An 18,995-nucleotide genomic window follows, 5' to 3' on the forward strand; every position below is an offset into this window, starting at 1 on the left:
GGTTATTGCTCCTGGCTGATCGCGGCGCAGATCAGGTTGATGCCGCGGGCTTGAATCTGTTCGCGTGCCGCTGCGGGCAGGCGTTCGTCTGTAATAAGGGTGTGCACGCTGCCCCAGGGCAGCTCGAGATTGGGGATCTTGCGCCCGACCTTGTCGGACTCGACCATCACGATCACTTCCCGGGCCACCTCGGCCATCACTCGGCTCAAGCCAAGGAGCTCATTGAAGGTGGTGGTGCCGCGCTGCAGGTCGATGCCATCGGCACCAATGAACAGCTGGTCGAAATCGTAAGAGCGTAGTACCTGCTCGGCGACCTGGCCCTGGAACGACTCCGAATGCGGGTCCCATGTACCGCCGGTCATCAGCAGCACCGGTTCGTGCTCGATCTCGCTGATGGCGCGGGCCACATTCAACGAGTTGGTCATCACCACCAAGCCGGGCTGGCGGCCCAGTTCCGGGATCATGGCGGCGGTGGTGCTGCCGCTGTCGATGATGATCCGCGCATGCTCGCGGATACGGCCAACCGCTGCACGGGCGATAGCCTTCTTGTAGGCAGAGACCGGTTGCGCAGGTTCGCTGAGCATCTCCTGCGGGACTGGCACCGCACCGCCGTAGCGGCGCAGCAGCAGGCCGTTGGCCTCCAGCGCGGCAAGGTCCTTGCGAATAGTCACTTCCGACGTTTCGAAACGCTTGGCCAAGGCATCCACGCTCACTTCGCCTTGCTCGCTGAGCAGGGCCAGGATGTTGTGACGCCGCTGGGGGGTGTTACGTTTCGACATGGGCGGTTAAGTTTCGATTCGAAAGATAATGGTTGCAATCAAAACCTAAGATGACCGGTTCGTCAAGGTGTGGATAAATTTTCCTGACCACTCGCCGCCTGGGCCAATAAAAAAGCCGACTTATTCACATAGGTCGGCTTTCGATAGAAATGGCTGTGTATAACTCAGCTTTTCTTGATCTTCTCCGGCCGCTTCCAGCCCGAGATGTTGCGCTGACGCGCACGCGCCACGGCAAGGTCACCGGCTTCGACGGCCTGAGTGATGGTCGAACCGGCTGCCGTAGTTGCACCGGCCTTGATTTCCACAGGTGCCACGAGGGAGTTGTTTGAGCCGATGAACACGTCCTCCCCCATCACGGTCTTGAACTTGTTGGCACCATCGTAGTTACAGGTGATGGTACCGGCACCGATGTTGGTGCGTGCACCGATCTCGGCATCGCCCAGGTAGGTCAGGTGACCGGCCTTGGCCCCTTCACCCAGGTGGGCATTTTTCAGTTCGACGAAGTTACCCACATGGGCCTTGGCTTCCAGCACGCTGCCCGGACGCAGGCGGGCGAACGGGCCAGCATCGCTGCCCTCGCCCATCACCGCGCCGTCGAGGTGAGTGTTGGCCTTGATGATCGCGCCCTTGCGCAAAGTGCTGTCTTTAATCACGCAGTTAGGGCCGATCTGCACGTCGTCCTCGATGACCACCTTGCCTTCGAGGATCACGTTGATATCGATCAGCACGTCGCGACCAACGGTCACTTCGCCACGTACATCGAAGCGTGCAGGGTCGCGCAAGGTGACACCCTGGGCCATCAGCCGGCGGCCTTCGCGCAGCTGGTAATGGCGCTCGAGTTCCGACAGCTGGCGACGGTCATTGGCGCCCTGCACTTCCATCGGGTCGTGCGGCTGTTCGGTGGCAACCACCAGACCGTCGGCCACCGCCATGGCGATGATGTCAGTGAGGTAGTACTCGCCCTGAGCATTGTTGTTCGACAGGCGACCCATCCAGTCAGCCAGGCGCGCGGCCGGCATGGCCAGGATGCCAGTGTTGCCTTCCTTGATCGCCTTCTGTGCTTCGCTGGCGTCCTTGTGCTCGACGATAGCGGTCACCTGTCCTTCACCATTACGCACGATGCGGCCATAGCCGGTCGGGTCCTGCAGGGTCACGGTGAGCAGGCCCAGTTGCGTGTCGCTGACCTTGGCCAACAGGCGCTGCAGGGTTTCCAGTTCGATCAGCGGTACATCGCCATAAAGCACCAGCACCGTGTCGGCGGTGATCGCCGGCAATGCCTGCGCAACGGCATGGCCGGTGCCCAGTTGCTTGTCCTGCATGACGAAATTCAGGTCATCGGCTGCCAGGCGCTCACGTACCAGCTCCGCACCGTGGCCGATGACCACGTGGATGCCTTGGGGCTGAAGCTGGCGCGCGCTGTGGATAACGTGGCCGAGCATGGAATTGCCGGCTACCGGGTGCAGTACCTTGGGCAGCGCCGAACGCATGCGGGTGCCTTGGCCGGCGGCGAGAATAACGATATCAAGGGACATTGACTGGCTACCAATCCAGGCGGTCAGAGATGACCGAAGAGGGGAATTCAGAAAAAGAAAAAGGGTAGCCGAGGCTACCCTTTAACTCAATCGCAACGGAAGTATACGGCCTGAACCGGATTACTTGCCCTTGCGCATTTGCTGGACGGTACGCAGCTGAGCTGCAGCCTCGGCCAGGCGTGCGGCAGCAGCACCATAGTCGAAGTCCGCACTTTTCGCATTCAGGGCGTTCTCAGCAGCCTTGAGGGCTTCCTGAGCCTGAGCTTCGTCCAGGTCGGCAGCGCGCTGTACGGTGTCGGCAAGAACCTTGACCATGTTCGGCTGCACTTCGAGGAAGCCACCGGAGATGTAGAACACCTCACGATCGCCACCTTGCTTGGTCAGCGTGATCGGACCCGGCTTGAGATTGGTGATCAGCGGGGCGTGGCCTGGAGCGATACCAAGATCGCCCAGGTTGCCGTGCGCTACTACCATCTCGACCAGGCCGGAGAAGATTTCCCCTTCCGCGCTGACGATATCGCAATGGACTGTCATAGCCATCTGCTTGCCTCAACCTGATTAGCGCCCCTTGCGGGGCGCCGGGATTACAGTTTCTTGGCTTTCTCGATCGCTTCGTCGATGCTGCCGACCATGTAGAACGCTTGTTCTGGCAGGTGGTCGTAGTCACCTTTGAGGATGCCGCTGAAGCCAGCGATGGTGTCTTTCAGGGAAACGTACTTGCCTGGCGAACCGGTGAAGACTTCGGCCACGAAGAACGGCTGCGACAGGAAGCGCTGGATCTTACGAGCGCGGGCTACCAGTTGCTTGTCGCTTTCGGACAGTTCGTCCATACCCAGGATCGCGATGATGTCCTTCAGCTCTTTGTAGCGCTGCAGAACATACTGAACGCCACGAGCGGTGTCGTAGTGTTCGTTGCCGATCACGTTCGGGTCCAGCTGGCGCGAAGTCGAGTCCAGTGGGTCGACCGCTGGGTAGATACCCAGGGAGGCGATGTCACGGGACAGAACGACGGTGGCGTCCAAGTGGGCGAAGGTGGTCGCTGGCGACGGGTCGGTCAGGTCGTCCGCAGGTACGTATACGGCCTGTACGGAGGTGATCGAGCCTTCTTTGGTCGAAGTGATACGCTCTTGCAGAACGCCCATCTCTTCGGCCAGGGTCGGCTGGTAACCTACTGCCGAAGGCATACGGCCCAGCAGTGCGGATACTTCGGTACCGGCCAGGGTGTAACGATAGATGTTGTCGACGAACAGCAGTACGTCGTTACCTTCGTCACGGAACTTCTCAGCCATGGTCAGGCCGGTCAGCGCTACGCGCAGACGGTTTCCTGGTGGCTCGTTCATCTGACCGTAGACCAGCGCTACCTTGTCGAGAACGTTGGAATCCTTCATCTCGTGGTAGAAGTCGTTACCCTCACGAGTACGCTCACCCACACCAGCGAACACGGAGTAACCGCTGTGTTCCATGGCGATGTTACGGATCAGTTCCATCATGTTTACGGTCTTGCCGACACCGGCACCACCGAACAGACCAACTTTACCACCCTTGGCGAACGGGCAAACCAGGTCGATAACCTTGATGCCGGTTTCCAGCAGGTCGTTGCCGCCTGCCTGGTCAGCGAACGAAGGCGCTGGCTGGTGGATACCGCGACGCTCTTCTTCGCCGATCGGGCCGGCTTCGTCGATCGGGTTGCCCAGTACGTCCATGATACGGCCCAGAGTGGCCTTACCAACTGGAACGGAAATGGCAGCACCGGTGTCAACGACATCCAGACCGCGCTTCAGGCCTTCGGTCGAGCCCATCGCAATGGTACGAACCACGCCGTCGCCCAGCTGCTGCTGAACTTCGAGGGTGGTTTCCGCGCCTTGTACTTTCAGCGCGTTGTAAACACTCGGTACGACGTCACGTGGGAATTCCACGTCGATGACGGCGCCGATGATTTGAACGATACGTCCGCTACTCATAGCTGGATCCTCTGAATTTTTGAACCGTTAAACCGCGGCAGCGCCGCCGACGATTTCCGAGATCTCCTGGGTGATCGCAGCCTGACGCGCCTTGTTGTAGATCAACTGAAGCTCTTTGATCAAATCACCGGCGTTGTCTGTGGCGTTCTTCATGGCGATCATCCGGGCTGCCTGTTCAGCAGCGTTGTTCTCGACCACCGCCTGGTATACCTGCGACTCCACGTAACGCACCATCAAGCCGTCCAGCAGCTCTTTTGCGTCGGGTTCGTACAGGTAATCCCAGTGATGCTTGAGATCCTGATCCGGGGTTGCCACCAACGGTACCAATTGCTCGACCGTCGGTTTTTGGGTCATGGTGTTGATGAACTTGTTCGAAACCACCGAGAGGCGATCGATACGGCCGTCCAGGTAGGCGTCCAGCATCACTTTGACGGAGCCGATCAGATCGTTGATCGATGGCTCTTCGCCCAGGTGGCTGATCGCAGCTACGACGTTGCCGCCAAAGATGCGGAAGAAAGTCGCACCCTTGCTGCCGATCACGCACAGGTCGATTTCAACGCCCTGTTCGCGGTTTTCGTTCATGTCCTTGACCAGGGCCTTGAACAGGTTGGTGTTCAAGCCACCGCACAGACCACGGTCACTGCTCACCACGATATAACCGGCGCGCTTTACAGGGCGCTCGATCATGAACGGGTGGCGGTATTCCGGGTTGGCGTTGGCCAGATGACCGATCACCTGGCGGATACGCTCCGCGTAAGGACGGCTAGCAGCCATGCGCATTTGTGCCTTGCGCATCTTGCTGACCGCCACTTTCTCCATGGCGCTGGTAATTTTTTGCGTGCTTTTGATGCTCGCAATCTTACTGCGAATCTCTTTTGCGCCTGCCATGTATCACCTATCAGGTTAGCAAGCGGGGGCCTGGGCCCCCGCTGCGGCTTACCAGGTCTGGGTGGCCTTGAACTTCTCGAGACCGGCTTTCATGCCAGCGTCGATTTCGTCGTTGAAGTCACCCTTCACGTTGATCTTCGCCATCAGTTCGGCGTGATCACGGTTGAAGTAGGCGATCAGTGCTTGCTCGAAGCTACCGACCTTGGAGACTTCTACGTCAGTCAGGAAACCACGCTCAGCGGCGTACAGCGACAGAGCCATGTCCGCGATGGACATTGGCGCGTACTGCTTCTGCTTCATCAGCTCGGTAACGCGCTGACCATGCTCCAGCTGCTTGCGGGTCGCTTCGTCCAGATCGGAAGCGAACTGGGCGAATGCAGCCAGTTCACGGTACTGAGCCAGAGCGGTACGAATACCACCGGACAGCTTCTTGATGATCTTGGTCTGAGCGGCACCACCTACGCGGGATACCGAAACACCGGCGTTCACTGCAGGGCGGATGCCCGAGTTGAACATGGCCGATTCCAGGAAGATCTGACCGTCGGTGATGGAGATCACGTTGGTCGGAACGAACGCAGAAACGTCGCCAGCCTGGGTTTCGATGATTGGCAGGGCGGTCAGGGAACCGGTCTTGCCAGTGACTGCGCCGTTGGTGAACTTCTCGACGTACTCTTCCGAAACGCGCGATGCACGCTCCAGCAGACGGGAGTGGAGATAGAACACGTCGCCTGGGTACGCTTCACGTCCTGGTGGACGGCGCAGCAGCAGGGAGATCTGACGGTAAGCAACGGCCTGCTTGGACAGGTCATCGTAAACGATCAGGGCGTCTTCACCGCGGTCACGGAAGAACTCGCCCATGGTGCAGCCGGCGTATGGCGCCAGGAACTGCAGTGCGGCGGATTCCGAAGCACTGGCAACGACCACGATGGTGTTGGCCAGGGCGCCGGCTTCTTCCAGCTTGCGAACGATGTTGGCAACGGTGGAACGCTTCTGGCCGACAGCAACATAAACACAGAAAATACCGGAGTCTTTCTGGTTGATGATGGCGTCGATGGCCATGGCGGTCTTGCCGATCTGACGGTCACCGATGATCAGCTCGCGCTGGCCACGGCCGACAGGGATCATGGCGTCGACGGACTTGTAACCAGTCTGTACAGGCTGGTCTACCGACTTACGCCAGATCACGCCTGGAGCGACTTTCTCGACCGCGTCGGTCTGAGTGTTGCCCAGAGGACCTTTGCCGTCGATCGGGTTGCCCAGTGCGTCAACGACGCGACCCAGCAGTTCCTTACCAACCGGAACTTCCAGGATGCGGCCGGTGCACTTGGCGCTCATGCCTTCGGCGAGGGTGTCATAGGCACCCAGGATCACTGCACCTACGGAGTCTTGCTCCAGGTTCAGGGCCATGCCGAATACGCTGCCAGGGAACTCGATCATTTCGCCGTACATGACGTCGGCCAGACCGTGGATCCGCACGATACCGTCGGATACCGAAACAACGGTACCTTCGTTACGGGCTTGGGAGCTCACATCGAGGTTGTCGATGCGGCCCTTGATGATTTCACTAATTTCGGAAGGATTGAGTTGCTGCATTGCTCTGCTGCCCCTTCAAACTCAAGATTTCAATGCTTCGGCCAGTTTCGCGATCTTGCCGCGAACAGAGCCATCGATTACCAGGTCACCAGCGCGGATGACGACGCCGCCAATCAGGCTGGCATCCTCCGACGCGTGCAGGCGAACTTCCTGGCCTAGCCGTGCACTGAGAACCTTGGCGAGTTTGTCTTGCTGTTCTTGGTTCAACGCGAAGGCACTGGTGACTTCCACGTCCACGGATTTCTCTTGCTCGGCCTTGTACAGGTCGAACAGGGCGGCAATCTCCGGCAGAAGCAGGAGACGGTCGTTTTCCGCGGCAACATGAATGAAATTCTGTGCCTGTGCATTGAACTTGTCACCGCACACGTCAATGAACGTGGCGGCCTTTTCTGCGCTCGTCAGTCGCGGGGCCTTGAGCAGGCGCTGCATGGTGTCGTCTTGCGACACCGCAGCAGCCAGGCCGAGCATGGCTGACCAATTGGCCAGTTGCTGATGGGCCTGGGCATGCTCAAAGGCAGCCTTAGCGTAAGGTCGGGCCAACGTGGTCAGTTCTGCCATGATCGCCCTCGCTTAAATTTCAGCGGCCAGTTTGTTAACCAGCTCCGCATGCGCGTTTTGATCGATTGTGGCGCCAAGGATCTTTTCAGCACCGCCAACAGCCAGGGCACCCACTTGGGCACGCAGGGCGTCTTTAGCGCTGTTCAGTTCCTGTTCGATCTCGGCCAGAGCCTGAGCCTTCACACGGTCAGCTTCGACGCGGGCCTGGTCACGGGCTTCCTCGACAAGCTGAGCAGCGCGTTTCTTGCTTTGCTCAATGATTTCGGCTGCCTGTGCTTTAGCTTCACGCAGTTGCTGACCCACTTTCTCTTGGGCCAGCTCCAGGTCGCGAGCTGCGCGGTTGGCAGCGTCCAAGCCGTCGGCAATCTTCTTTTGACGCTCTTGCAGAGCAGTGATGACCGGAGGCCATACGTACTTCATGCAGAAGAGTACAAAAATCAGGAAGGCAACGGATTGGCCAATCAGGGTTGCATTAATGTTCACGCCAACACCTCGCTCGGTCTTAATTCATCACAGCCATCAACTCGTGGTTACGAGTGATTAGCCGGCGATCTGACCAACGAACGGATTCGCGAAGGTGAAGAACAGAGCGATACCAACACCGATCATGGTTACGGCGTCGAGCAGACCGGCAACGATGAACATTTTCACCTGCAGCATCGGAACCATTTCTGGTTGACGAGCAGCGCCTTCCAGGAATTTGCCGCCCAGCAGGCCGAAACCAATGGCGGTACCCAGAGCACCCAGGCCGATCAGCAGAGCAACAGCGATAGCGGTCAGACCAACTACAGTTTCCATCTTTCCTCCCGACTTTTACGTCGTATTGGTTAGGTTTTTAAGTTGAAGCGGTAAAACAAATCGTTTGGTACAGCTGCCCTTGCGGACTTTTAAAGCCCTCCCCCCAAACGAGCGGGGAAGGCTACAAGACACGCCAGGCGGTCTTAATGGTTATCTTCATGAGCCATCGACAGGTAGACGATGGTCAGCATCATGAAGATGAAAGCTTGCAGCGTGATGATCAGGATGTGGAACACAGCCCACGCCCACTGCAGCACGATACCCAGGCCGCTCAGCCAGAGGATGCCGGCGCCGAACATCACGGCGATCAGGATGAACACCAGCTCGCCGGCGTACATGTTGCCGAAAAGACGCAGTGCCAGGGAGATCGGCTTGGCGATCAGGGTGACGAATTCCAGCAGGAAGTTCACCGGGATCAGCAGAATCTGAACGAAGATGTTCTTGCTGCCGAACGGATGCAGGGTGAGCTCACCGATGAAGCCGCCCAGGCCCTTGACCTTGATGCTGTAGAAGATGATCAGGGCGAACACGCTGAAGGCCATGGCCAGGGTCGCGTTCGGGTCGGTGGTCGACACGGCGCGGAACGGAATGTGCGGATCACCGGAGATCAGCATGGCCAGCTGAGGAATCCAGTCGACCGGTACCAGGTCGATGGCGTTCATCAGGAACACCCAGACGAAGATGGTCAGTGCCAGCGGAGCGATGACCGGGCTACGGCCGTGGAAGGAGTCCTTCACGCTGCCGTGGACGAAGTCCACCATCACTTCAACGAAGTTCTGCAGGCCGCCAGGTTGGCCGGAAGTCGCCTTCTTGGCCGCCATGCGGAAGATGAACAGGAAGATCAGACCCAGCGCGACGGACCAACCCAGGGTGTCCAGGTGGAACGCCCAGAAGCCCATTGCCTTGGCTTCTGCAGCCGAATGGGCAAAGCCCCAGCTGCCGTCTGGTAGTTGACCGTAGGTCAGGTTCTGCAAGTGGTGCTGGATATAGCCCGAAGCGGTTTCTGCTGCCATGGTTGCCTCAAACGCCCTAAGGTCTCGAAAGTCTTTTATTCATCAGCAGGGGCGCGAACCAGCTGACCAAAAGGGTCAACACGAAGACGCCGAATACTGCTAACGGCGCCAGTGGCTTCACTCCTGCGAAGGTCAGTGCAAAAAGCACTGCCGTCAAAATCATCTTGCCTGCTTCGCCCGCGTAAAACGACTTGACGATAGCTTGTGCCGCCCGAGCTCCGCTGAAGCGAAAAGCCTTCCAGGCGAAATACACATTGGGCAGCCAGGCAATCAAACCTCCGCAAAGGCCTGAATATCCACTGACCGCCCCTTTCCACTGCCACAACACCAAAGTTGCCAGCAGTAGTACGACGAATTGAGCCAGCAGTACCGGAAAAACCGCCCAGCGATGGAAAGGCAGGCGGTTTGGCGTGCGGATTTCCATCACAACTGCTCCTCGGAAGTCGACCAACAAGTCAGCTATGACTTGGCATAATTTGTGCCGACAAAATGCGCGCAGAGTATAGGGGTGGATTAACCCCTATTCAACTCTTCGGTAGTGATTTCCGACTGCGCGCTACAACGGGAATTGTTTCAACGGATGTGAGCAAGCACGCCTTGCAACTCGTCAAGCGAGTTGTAGCGAATAACCAATTGGCCTTTGCCCTTGTTACCGTGGCGTATCTGCACGGCAGAGCCCAGGCGCTCTGCGAGCCGCTGTTCAAGGCGCGCGATGTCCGGATCAGGCTTGCTCGGTTCGATCGGATCAGGCTTGCCATTGAGCCACTGACGGACCAGCGCCTCGGTTTGGCGCACGGTGAGGCCACGTGCGACAACATGACGCGCCCCCTCTTCCTGACGATCTTCCTCGAGGCCGAGCAAGGCACGGGCGTGGCCCATCTCCAGGTCGCCGTGGGCGAGCATGGTCTTGATCGCCTCGGGCAGCGAGATCAGGCGCAGCAGGTTGGCCACGGTTACCCGCGACTTGCCCACGGCATCGGCCACCTGTTGCTGGGTCAGCTCGAACTCCTGCTGCAGGCGCTGCAGGGCCAGGGCTTCTTCCAGCGGGTTGAGGTCTTCGCGCTGAATGTTCTCGATCAGCGCCATGGCGATGGCGGCTTCATCCGGCACTTCGCGCACCATCGCCGGGATGGTGTCGAGACCGGCCTGCTGGGTGGCGCGCCAGCGGCGCTCACCAGCAATGATCTCGTAGCGGCTACCGTCGATCGGACGAACCACGATCGGCTGCATCACACCGTGGTTGCGGATCGAGTGCGCGAGTTCTTCCAGTGCCTCGGGGTCCATGTCGCGGCGCGGCTGGTACTTGCCGCGCTGGATCAGTTCAACGGGCAGATGTTGCAGTTCTTTCTGGTCGATCTTCACAGCCTGCTCTTCGAGCGCGCTGACGGAAGGACCACTGAGCAGTGCATCCAACCCACGTCCGAGACCCCGTTTCTTAACGGCCATGCGGATTCCTTAAGTTGTTTGTGCAGTGCGAGATTGACGGCGTTGACGGCGTACCAGTTCCCCGGCCAGGGCCAGATAGGCCAGTGCGCCACGCGATTGCTTGTCGTACGCCAGCGCCGGCATGCCGAAGCTCGGGGCCTCGGCCAGGCGGATGTTGCGCGGAATGACCGTGTCGTACAGTTGCTCGCCGAAGTGTTCCTTGAGCTGCGCCGACACATCGTTGTTCAGGCTCAGGCGCGGATCGTACATGGTCCGCAGCAGGCCTTCGATCTTCAGCTGCGGGTTCAACCGCGCTGCGATGCGCTTGATGTTATCCACAAGGTCGCTGAGACCTTCCAGTGCGTAGTACTCGCACTGCATCGGGATAATTACGCCATCGGAAGCGACCAAGGCGTTGAGCGTCAGCATCGACAGCGACGGCGGGCAGTCGATGAGGATGAAATCGTAGTTTTCGCGGATCGGCGCCAGCGCGTTGCGCAGGCGGCTTTCCTTGACCTGCATTTCCAGCAGCACCACTTCCGCGGCGGTCAGGTCGCGGTTGGCCGGCAGCAGCTGGTAGGCGCCATGCTCGGAATAGTGCATGGCCTGGGCAAGGTCGCATTCCCCGATCAGCAGGTCATAGACCGAATGCTCGAGTTCGTGTTTGTCCACACCGCTGCCCATGGTCGCGTTGCCCTGCGGATCGAGGTCGATCAGCAGCACACGACGCTTGGTCGCGGCCAGCGATGCTGCGAGGTTGATACAGGTGGTGGTCTTGCCGACACCACCTTTCTGGTTCGCGATTGCGAATACCTTAGCCATTGTTGCGTGTGTTCCCAATCAAGCCTTGCGGCGCAGTATCAGCAGATGGCGCTGGCCCTGGCAACCTGGAACGGTCAGGGCCTGCTCGCTTTCCACTGTGAAGTCTGCGGGCAATGCTACCAGTTCATCGGCAGGATGCAGCCCCTTCATTGCAAGCCATTGCGTCCCGGTGTCGCCCAGATGGCGGGTCCAGTTGGTGAAGTTCTCCATGCTGCTGAAGGCGCGGGAGATGATGCCGCTGAACGGTAGCGACGGCTGGAAGGCTTCGACCCGGCTGTGGATAACCGTGAGGTTGTCCAGTTTCAGCTCCATCTTCACCTGGGTCAGGAAGCGCGTCTTCTTGCCGTTGGCGTCCAGCACCGTCACCTGCTTGTGCGGATGCAGGATAGCCAAAGGAATCCCAGGCATACCACCGCCGCTGCCAACATCCAGCCAGTTGTCACGCTCGCTGTGGATAAACGACATGACACTGAGGCTGTCGAGCAGATGGCGGGAAACCATCTCATCCGGGTCGCGCACGGCAGTGAGGTTGTAGGCTTTGTTCCATTTGATCAACAGGGCCAGGTAGCCCAGCAGCTTTTCGTGCTGCTCGGCGCTCAGCTCGACATCAAGCTGGCGCGCACCTGTGGACAACTCGTCGGCGTGTTGCGGGGTGACCAGGGAACTCAAGCGCTTTGCTCCAATTCGCGGCCAGCGCCGCGTTTTTTCAGATGAATCAGCAACAGGGAAATCGCCGCCGGAGTAACGCCGGGGATACGCGAAGCCTGGCCCAGGGTCTCCGGACGGGTCTGGCCGAGCTTGCCCTGGATTTCCTTCGACAGCCCGGAAATCGTGGTGTAGTCGATATCCACAGGCAGGCGCGTGTCTTCGCTGGCGCGCAGGCGGGCGATCTCGTCCTGCTGGCGGTCGATGTAACCGGCGTACTTGGTCTTGATCTCGACCTGTTCGGCAACCTGTGGATCGATTTCTGCACCGCCGGTCGCTTCGATCAGCCCGGCATAGTCGATCTCTGGACGGGCCAGCAGGTTGAGCAGGCTGTACTCGTGGGCCAGCGGCGTACCAAACTTATCCACAATGGCTTGGCCTTGCTCGGTGTTTGGGCGCACCCAGGTCGACTTCAGGCGCTGCTCTTCCCGCTCGATGCCGTCGCGCTTGGCACAGAACGCTGCCCAGCGATCGTCATCGATCAGGCCGAGCTCGCGACCTTTCTCGGTCAGGCGCAGGTCGGCGTTGTCTTCACGCAGGATCAGCCGGTATTCGGCGCGCGAAGTGAACATGCGATACGGCTCCTGGGTACCCAGGGTAATCAGGTCGTCGACCAGTACGCCGATGTACGCCTCGTCGCGGCGCGGGCACCAGCTTTCGCGGCCTTGCGCACGCAGCGCGGCGTTGGTCCCGGCCAGCAGGCCCTGGGCGCCGGCTTCTTCGTAGCCGGTGGTGCCGTTGATCTGGCCGGCGAAGAACAGGCCACCGATGACTTTGGTCTCGAGGCTGTACTTCAGGTCACGCGGGTCGAAATAGTCGTACTCGATGGCGTAGCCCGGGCGGACGATATGGGCGTTTTCCATGCCGCGGATCGAGCGCACCAGCTCCAGCTGCACATCGAATGGCAGCGAAGTGGAAATACCGTTGGGATACAGCTCGTGGGTGGTCAGGCCTTCCGGCTCGATGAACACCTGGTGGCTTTCCTTGTCGGCGAAGCGGTGGATCTTGTCTTCGATCGACGGGCAATAGCGCGGGCCGACACCTTCGATCACACCCGAGTACATCGGCGAACGGTCAAGATTCGAGGCAATGATCTCGTGGGTGCGGGCGTTGGTGTGAGTAATCCAGCAGCTCACCTGGCGCGGGTGCATCTCAGCATTGCCCATGAACGACATCACCGGGATCGGAGTGTCGCCTGGCTGCTCGGTCATGACCGAAAAGTCTACGGAACGCCCATCGATACGCGGTGGAGTACCGGTCTTCAGGCGGCCGACGCGCAGCGGCAGTTCACGCATGCGGTGAGCCAAAGCGATCGAAGGCGGATCACCGGCGCGACCACCGGAATGGTTCTGCAGACCGATGTGGATAAGGCCACCAAGGAACGTACCGGTGGTCAGCACCACGGATTCGGCGAAGAAGCGCAGACCCATCTGGGTCACCACACCTTTGACCTGGTCCTGTTCGACGATCAGGTCGTCGCAGGACTGCTGGAATATCCACAGGTTCGGCTGGTTTTCCAGGATCTCGCGTACCACCGCCTTGTAGATGGCGCGGTCGGCTTGCGCACGGGTGGCGCGTACGGCCGGGCCCTTGCGGTTGTTCAGGATGCGGAACTGGATGCCGCTCTTGTCGGTGGCCAGCGCCATGGCGCCGCCGAGTGCATCGATCTCTTTGACCAGATGGCTTTTGCCGATGCCACCAATGGCGGGGTTGCAGCTCATGTGACCGAGGGTTTCCACGTTATGGGTCAACAGCAGGGTTTTCACACCCATGCGTGCTGACGCAAGCGCAGCCTCGGTACCGGCATGGCCGCCGCCGATGACGATCACTTCAAAACGGGAAGGGAAATCCACCACGCACCTCGTGCCTGTTTTTGCGAATAGAGAAGGTAAGCCGACAAGTATAGGGACTTCACCCCCTCTAAAGGAACCGTCTGAGCAAATTTTGACCAGTCTGTGGATGAGTGGCAGACAACAGAATCAAAGAAGAGAAATTTAAAAAAGCTTTGTTTTTATGTTTATTCTTATGCACAGCCTTCTCTGTGGATAAGATTCTGTAGGCCAATATATACATGGTGTACAGAGAAATTGAACCCTGTGGCTTACCCACCATGAGGGTTATGGATAACGTCCTTTAGCCTGTGGATTAAATGCCTGTTTACCCACAGGAGGATTTGTCCTCAGAAAAAAAGCCTGCTTATCAACGGAGCTGAAGGCGGGTTTTCCACAGGGCTCCTGAGCAGGGTATTTGTATTTGTGGATAGATTTCCCTATGCCTGAACGGGCCTCTTCGCGGCCTAAAGCCGCTCCGACAGGGGTGGGGTGGTATTTGAAAGATCCGACGAGTGGATAAATTGCAGGCAAAAAAAAGCCGCTCCCGGAGGAGCGGCCTAGGTTTTAGCTAGCTGTGGATTACTTGCCGATGCAGAAACTGGAGAAGATCCGCCCCAGCAGATCATCGGAACTGAACGCACCGGTGATCTCACCGAGCGCCTGCTGCGCCTGACGCAAGTCCTCGGCCAGCAGTTCACCCGCGCCAGCCAGGGTCAACTGTGCGCGACCATGCTCCAGGTGCGAACTGGCCTGGCGCAAGGCATCGAGGTGGCGCCGGCGGGCGCTGAAACCGCTCTCGGCGGTCTGTTCATAACCCATGCAGGCCTTGAGATGATCACGCAGCAGTTGCAGCCCCTGGTCGTCACCCTTGGCGCTCAGGGTGATGGTGACGTGACCGTCGTCGCATTGTTTCAGGTCTACCCGCTCACCGCTGAGATCGGCCTTGTTGCGAATCAGCGTGACCTTGCCCGGGTCTGGCCGCTGGTCGAGAAACTCAGGCCACAAGGCAAACGGGTCACTGGCCTCGGGGGCGGTGGAGTCGACCACCAGCAGCACTCTATCGGCCTCGCCAATGGCCTTTAGCGCGCGTTCCACGCCGATCTTTTCCACATGGTCGTCGGTATCCCGCAGGCCGGCTGTATCGACCACATGCAGTGGCATGCCGTCGATGTGAATATGTTCGCGCAGGATGTCCCGGGTGGTGCCGGCGATATCAGTAACGATAGCTGCCTCACGCCCCGCCAGCTGGTTCAGCAGGCTCGATTTGCCGGCATTTGGCCGGCCGGCGATGACCACTGTCATGCCGTCACGCAGCAAGGCGCCCTGCCCGGCCTCGCGCTGCACGGTGGATAACTCGCTGCGCACCGCATCGAGCATCGACAACACATGGCCATCGGCAATGAAGTCGATTTCCTCTTCAGGAAAGTCGATCGCAGCCTCGACGTAGATGCGCAGGGCAATCAACGCCTCTGTCAGGCTATGCACACGCTTGGAGAACTCACCCTGCAGTGAGCGCAAGGCATTGCGCGCAGCCTGGCTGGAGCTTGCTTCAATCAGGTCAGCAATGGCTTCGGCCTGGGCCAGGTCGAGCTTGTCGTTGAGGAAAGCACGCTCGCTGAACTCGCCCGGACGCGCCAGACGGCAGCCCAGTTGTACACACCGCTGCAGCAGCATATCCAGGACCACAGGGCCGCCATGCCCCTGCAGCTCGAGTACATCCTCACCCGTGAACGAGTTGGGACCTGGGAAGTACAGCGCGATGCCTTCATCCAGCACCAGGCCTTCCTCGTCGCGGAATGGCCCGTAGTGGGCGTGGCGTGGCGCCAGCGTTCGGCCGGTAATCAGCTGCCCCGCCTTGCTCGCCAATGGGCCGGACAACCTCACGATACCGACGCCTCCGCGGCCCTGGGCAGTGGCGATGGCGGCGATGGTTTCACGCACAGTGTTCATGCTCGAAAGCCTCTACGACAAAAACGACAGATAGCAAAAACGCCCCCGAGGGGGCGTTTTTATTCACAGGCTAGCGCAGTAGCCCGTCAAGCAGCAGCTTTTTTGGTGGCTGCTTCGATACGGCGGGTGATGTACCACTGCTGAGTGATCGACAGGCAGTTGTTCACAACCCAGTACAGCACGAGACCAGCCGGGAACCACAGGAAGAAGAAGGTGAAGATGATCGGCATCATTTTCATCACCTTGGCCTGCATCGGATCCGGAGGTGTCGGGTTCAGACGCTGCTGGATGAACATGGTGGCGCCCATGATGATCGGCAGGATGAAGAACGGATCCTTGATCGACAGGTCGGTGATCCACAGCATCCATGGGGCCTGGCGCATCTCGACGCTTTCCAGCAGTACCCAGTAGAGGGACAGGAACACTGGCATCTGCACCAGGATCGGCAAGCAGCCGCCCAGCGGGTTGATCTTCTCTTTCTTGTACAGCTCCATCATCGCCTGGGACATCTTCTGGCGATCGTCACCGAAGCGTTCCTTCAGTGCGGCGAGCTTCGGTGCCACGGCACGCATGCGCGCCATTGAGCGGTAGCTGGCAGCCGACAGTGGGAAGAACAGGCCCTTGATGAGCATGGTCAGCACGATGATCGACCAGCCCCAGTTACCCAACAGGCTGTGGATATGTTGCAGCAGCCAGAAGATAGGCTGGGCGATAAACCACAGGAAGCCGTAATCGACGGTCAGTTCCAGGCCTGGGGACAACTCTTTCAGCTTGGACTGGATCTTTGGACCGGCATACAGCATGGCGCTGGTTTCGACCTTGCCGCCAGCAGGAACACTGAGGGCCGGGCCGGTGTAGCCAATGATGTAGTTGCCCTGGCTGTCCTTGCGCGTCTGGACAACATTGTTGTCCGACTTCGCCGGAATCCAGGCTGTCACGAAGTAGTGCTGCAGCCAGGCAACCCAGCCGCCCGACACATTTTCTTTCAAACTACCTTTGTCGATATCCTTCATCGAGACCTTTTTGTAAGGCTCGGAAGCCGTCCACATAGCGGCGCCCAGGTAGGTCGCGGTGCCGGTGGCGGTGCTCGACGATGGATCGGAACTGGCGTCACGCTTGAGCTGGGCAAACATGTTGCCGTTCCAGGCCTGGCCGCTCTGGTTGTCGATCAGGTAGCTGACGGTCAGGTCGTATTCACCGCGCTTGAAGCTGAAGCGCTTGATGTAGTTGACGCCGTTGTCGCTGAACTTCAGGTCGACGACCAGTTGGTCCTGGCCATCAGCCAGCTGGTAGCTCTTCTGCTCGGCAGCGTACAGCGGACGACCCGACGAACGGGCATCCGGGCCGTTGGCGCCGGTCAGGCCGCTCTGTGCCAGGTAGATACGCTCGCCACCGTTGTCGAACAACTGGAACGGAATGTCCGGATGGTCCTGACGGCGTGGGTATTTCGGCAGGTTCAGCTGGACGATGTCACCACCGACCGGATCGATAGCCAGTTCCAGGACATCGGTCTTGATCCGGATCAGATCCTTGCTGACCGCGGCCGGAGCCAGTTCGGCAGGGCTGGATTCGGCATTGGCGCTCGGCACATCGGCGCTGGCGGTACCGGCCGGCACACCATCCGGCAAGGCCGGAGCGACAGTGCTGGCAGCAGTATTCTGAGTCGGCAGGGCAGCCTGGCCGTAGTCCTCGTTCCACTTGAGGACCATGACGTAGGACACGATTGCCAGGGCGACGATCAGGATCGTGCGTTTAATATCCATGATTACTCGGCTATCGAAGAAGTTCGGGAGGAAGGAGCGGGGGGAACGGGATCGAAACCGCCGTCGTTCCACGGATGACAACGCCCCAGGCGACGAACGGCTAGCCACCCGCCACGCAAGAGGCCATGGTTCTCAATGGCTTCAAGAGCGTAACAGGAGCAACTGGGGTAGAAACGACAGTGGTTGGCCATCAGGGGACTGATGGCGTAACGGTAAAACTGGATCGGAACGAGGGCCAGTTTACGCATTTTGACTGTCTACCCCTGCGGAATCGGCGTTTGCCGCTGGAGTTGGCCGGCTGCGCGCCAGGCGTTTCCAGAGCTTGCCAAAGTGTTGGTGCAATTCCGGGTTTTCTATCTCACCCAATCCCTTGCGCGCGACGATCACTATATCCAGGCCACCCAGCAATTGCTGGTTGAGCCGGAAGGAATCGCGCATCAAGCGCTTGAGGCGGTTGCGTTGAACGGCGAGCTTGACGCTCTTCTTGCCGATCACCAGGCCGAGGCGCGGGTGATCCAGGCCGTTCTCGCGAGCAAGGATCAGCAGGTTTTTCCCTGGAACCTTGCCGGTTGGGGAGTCGAAGACCGCTTTGAAGTGCCGGGGTGTAAGCAGTCGCTTTTCCCGACTGAAGTCCTGACTCACCACCTGTGCCGAAAAATCAAATGGCCAGACGCTTACGGCCTTTGGCACGACGACGCGACAGAACAGCGCGGCCGTTCTTGGTAGCCATACGGGCACGGAAGCCGTGGGTGCGAGCGCGCTTGATGGTGCTTGGTTGGAAAGTACGTTTCATGGCGTTGTTACCTGGTTTGTCGACTACGGGCCGGAATGGCCCCCTTTTTAAGAGATCGGCGATTCTAGAGAAAGCAAGCCCATAGGTCAATTTCCAACCAGCCTTTCCTTATAGAACGCGCCCTGACCGCTGGATGCCAGGGTGGGTTGATCAGGCAGGCAGGCGGACGACAAAATGATAAAAAAGAAGAGACATATAAAAAGCTTTTCTGAAGAACTTATAACTCTTAGGTGGATAACTTTCTGTGGATAACATCATGCAGCCTATGAATTTCGCGATGTACAGAGATTTAAAACCTTGTCGGTAACAGGTGCTGCGCTTGTGTCGGACGTGCGGAAAGCCTGTGGATAGAAAGGCTCTTTATCCACAGGTGAGTTATCAACAGGGTTGGGTCCAGGGTTGTGCATAGCCCTTATGGTCGGTTATCCACAGACCTTATTCACAGAGGTTGGAAGACGTTTTTGCCGCTAAATGGCTGTTTTGTCATGGCTCAGAATGTTTCCACATGTGGATAACTGATCGCTCGACCGGTACAATGGCGGTTTGTTTTTGCCTCATCCGGCTTTCAACTCAGGGGATATCC

The 18,995-nt window shown here is 58.9% G+C and carries 20 protein-coding genes; all 20 read right to left on the minus strand.

All coding sequences use genetic code 11. The features are described 5' to 3' along the window. Nucleotides 1–2: 2 nt before the first annotated feature. The gene (locus ACOKS3_RS29245; RefSeq protein WP_054884856.1) at nucleotides 3–779 is read right to left on the minus strand and encodes a DeoR/GlpR family DNA-binding transcription regulator; all 777 of its coding nucleotides are present in this window, start codon (nucleotides 777–779) and stop codon (nucleotides 3–5) included. A gap of 164 nt (nucleotides 780–943) precedes the next feature. After that, the gene (gene glmU, locus ACOKS3_RS29250) at nucleotides 944–2,311 is read right to left on the minus strand and encodes a bifunctional UDP-N-acetylglucosamine diphosphorylase/glucosamine-1-phosphate N-acetyltransferase GlmU (protein WP_422763598.1); all 1,368 of its coding nucleotides are present in this window, start codon (nucleotides 2,309–2,311) and stop codon (nucleotides 944–946) included. 120 nt (nucleotides 2,312–2,431) lie between these two features. Continuing rightward, a complete protein-coding gene (locus ACOKS3_RS29255) occupies nucleotides 2,432–2,851 on the minus strand; it encodes a F0F1 ATP synthase subunit epsilon (protein WP_103448396.1) in 420 nt (139 codons plus the stop codon). 44 nt (nucleotides 2,852–2,895) lie between these two features. Next, entirely contained in the window at nucleotides 2,896–4,272 is a 1,377-nt protein-coding gene (gene atpD, locus ACOKS3_RS29260) for a F0F1 ATP synthase subunit beta (protein WP_008092236.1), read from the minus strand. A gap of 27 nt (nucleotides 4,273–4,299) precedes the next feature. Further along, entirely contained in the window at nucleotides 4,300–5,160 is an 861-nt protein-coding gene (atpG, locus tag ACOKS3_RS29265) for a F0F1 ATP synthase subunit gamma (protein ID WP_013974905.1), read from the minus strand. Between the two features lie 48 nt (nucleotides 5,161–5,208). Continuing rightward, on the minus strand, nucleotides 5,209–6,753 hold the full coding sequence (atpA, locus tag ACOKS3_RS29270; RefSeq protein ID WP_060507759.1) for a F0F1 ATP synthase subunit alpha: 1,545 nt from the start codon (nucleotides 6,751–6,753) through the stop codon (nucleotides 5,209–5,211). A 21-nt stretch (nucleotides 6,754–6,774) separates the two neighbouring features. After that, complete coding sequence (locus ACOKS3_RS29275; protein WP_003253191.1) at nucleotides 6,775–7,311, minus strand: F0F1 ATP synthase subunit delta; 537 nt, start codon at nucleotides 7,309–7,311, stop codon at nucleotides 6,775–6,777. A gap of 12 nt (nucleotides 7,312–7,323) precedes the next feature. Then, a complete protein-coding gene (locus tag ACOKS3_RS29280) occupies nucleotides 7,324–7,794 on the minus strand; it encodes a F0F1 ATP synthase subunit B (protein WP_027917106.1) in 471 nt (156 codons plus the stop codon). A 57-nt stretch (nucleotides 7,795–7,851) separates the two neighbouring features. Next, nucleotides 7,852–8,109, minus strand: a complete 258-nt coding sequence (gene atpE, locus ACOKS3_RS29285) for a F0F1 ATP synthase subunit C (protein ID WP_003097235.1) — start codon at nucleotides 8,107–8,109, stop codon at nucleotides 7,852–7,854. A 143-nt stretch (nucleotides 8,110–8,252) separates the two neighbouring features. Continuing rightward, nucleotides 8,253–9,122, minus strand: a complete 870-nt coding sequence (gene atpB / locus ACOKS3_RS29290) for a F0F1 ATP synthase subunit A (protein WP_103448395.1) — start codon at nucleotides 9,120–9,122, stop codon at nucleotides 8,253–8,255. Nucleotides 9,123–9,138: 16 nt separating this feature from the next. Next, complete coding sequence (locus ACOKS3_RS29295; RefSeq protein WP_008092225.1) at nucleotides 9,139–9,546, minus strand: F0F1 ATP synthase subunit I; 408 nt, start codon at nucleotides 9,544–9,546, stop codon at nucleotides 9,139–9,141. 149 nt (nucleotides 9,547–9,695) lie between these two features. Continuing rightward, entirely contained in the window at nucleotides 9,696–10,568 is an 873-nt protein-coding gene (locus ACOKS3_RS29300) for a ParB/RepB/Spo0J family partition protein (protein WP_103448394.1), read from the minus strand. A 9-nt stretch (nucleotides 10,569–10,577) separates the two neighbouring features. Beyond that, nucleotides 10,578–11,369, minus strand: coding sequence for a ParA family protein (locus ACOKS3_RS29305; RefSeq protein ID WP_060507762.1), 792 nt, complete (start codon nucleotides 11,367–11,369; stop codon nucleotides 10,578–10,580). Nucleotides 11,370–11,387: 18 nt separating this feature from the next. Beyond that, nucleotides 11,388–12,038, minus strand: coding sequence for a 16S rRNA (guanine(527)-N(7))-methyltransferase RsmG (gene rsmG, locus ACOKS3_RS29310; RefSeq protein ID WP_103448393.1), 651 nt, complete (start codon nucleotides 12,036–12,038; stop codon nucleotides 11,388–11,390). After that, entirely contained in the window at nucleotides 12,035–13,927 is a 1,893-nt protein-coding gene (mnmG, locus tag ACOKS3_RS29315) for a tRNA uridine-5-carboxymethylaminomethyl(34) synthesis enzyme MnmG (protein WP_294327051.1), read from the minus strand. Before mnmG ends, rsmG begins: the two co-directional genes overlap by 4 nt. Nucleotides 13,928–14,485: 558 nt before the next feature. Continuing rightward, nucleotides 14,486–15,856, minus strand: coding sequence for a tRNA uridine-5-carboxymethylaminomethyl(34) synthesis GTPase MnmE (gene mnmE / locus ACOKS3_RS29320; RefSeq protein WP_422763600.1), 1,371 nt, complete (start codon nucleotides 15,854–15,856; stop codon nucleotides 14,486–14,488). 86 nt (nucleotides 15,857–15,942) lie between these two features. Continuing rightward, nucleotides 15,943–17,619, minus strand: coding sequence for a membrane protein insertase YidC (yidC, locus tag ACOKS3_RS29325; protein ID WP_103448390.1), 1,677 nt, complete (start codon nucleotides 17,617–17,619; stop codon nucleotides 15,943–15,945). Between the two features lie 2 nt (nucleotides 17,620–17,621). Further along, nucleotides 17,622–17,867, minus strand: a complete 246-nt coding sequence (yidD, locus tag ACOKS3_RS29330; protein ID WP_079230263.1) for a membrane protein insertion efficiency factor YidD — start codon at nucleotides 17,865–17,867, stop codon at nucleotides 17,622–17,624. Continuing rightward, entirely contained in the window at nucleotides 17,860–18,264 is a 405-nt protein-coding gene (gene rnpA, locus ACOKS3_RS29335) for a ribonuclease P protein component (protein WP_082433472.1), read from the minus strand. Before rnpA ends, yidD begins: the two co-directional genes overlap by 8 nt. 13 nt (nucleotides 18,265–18,277) lie before the next feature. Next, on the minus strand, nucleotides 18,278–18,412 hold the full coding sequence (gene rpmH, locus ACOKS3_RS29340) for a 50S ribosomal protein L34 (protein WP_003253163.1): 135 nt from the start codon (nucleotides 18,410–18,412) through the stop codon (nucleotides 18,278–18,280). Nucleotides 18,413–18,995: the final 583 nt, after the last annotated feature.

The sequence above is a fragment of the Pseudomonas sp. HS6-2 genome, assembly GCF_049325675.2.
Taxonomy (GTDB): Bacteria; Pseudomonadota; Gammaproteobacteria; order Pseudomonadales; family Pseudomonadaceae; genus Aquipseudomonas; species Aquipseudomonas putida_N.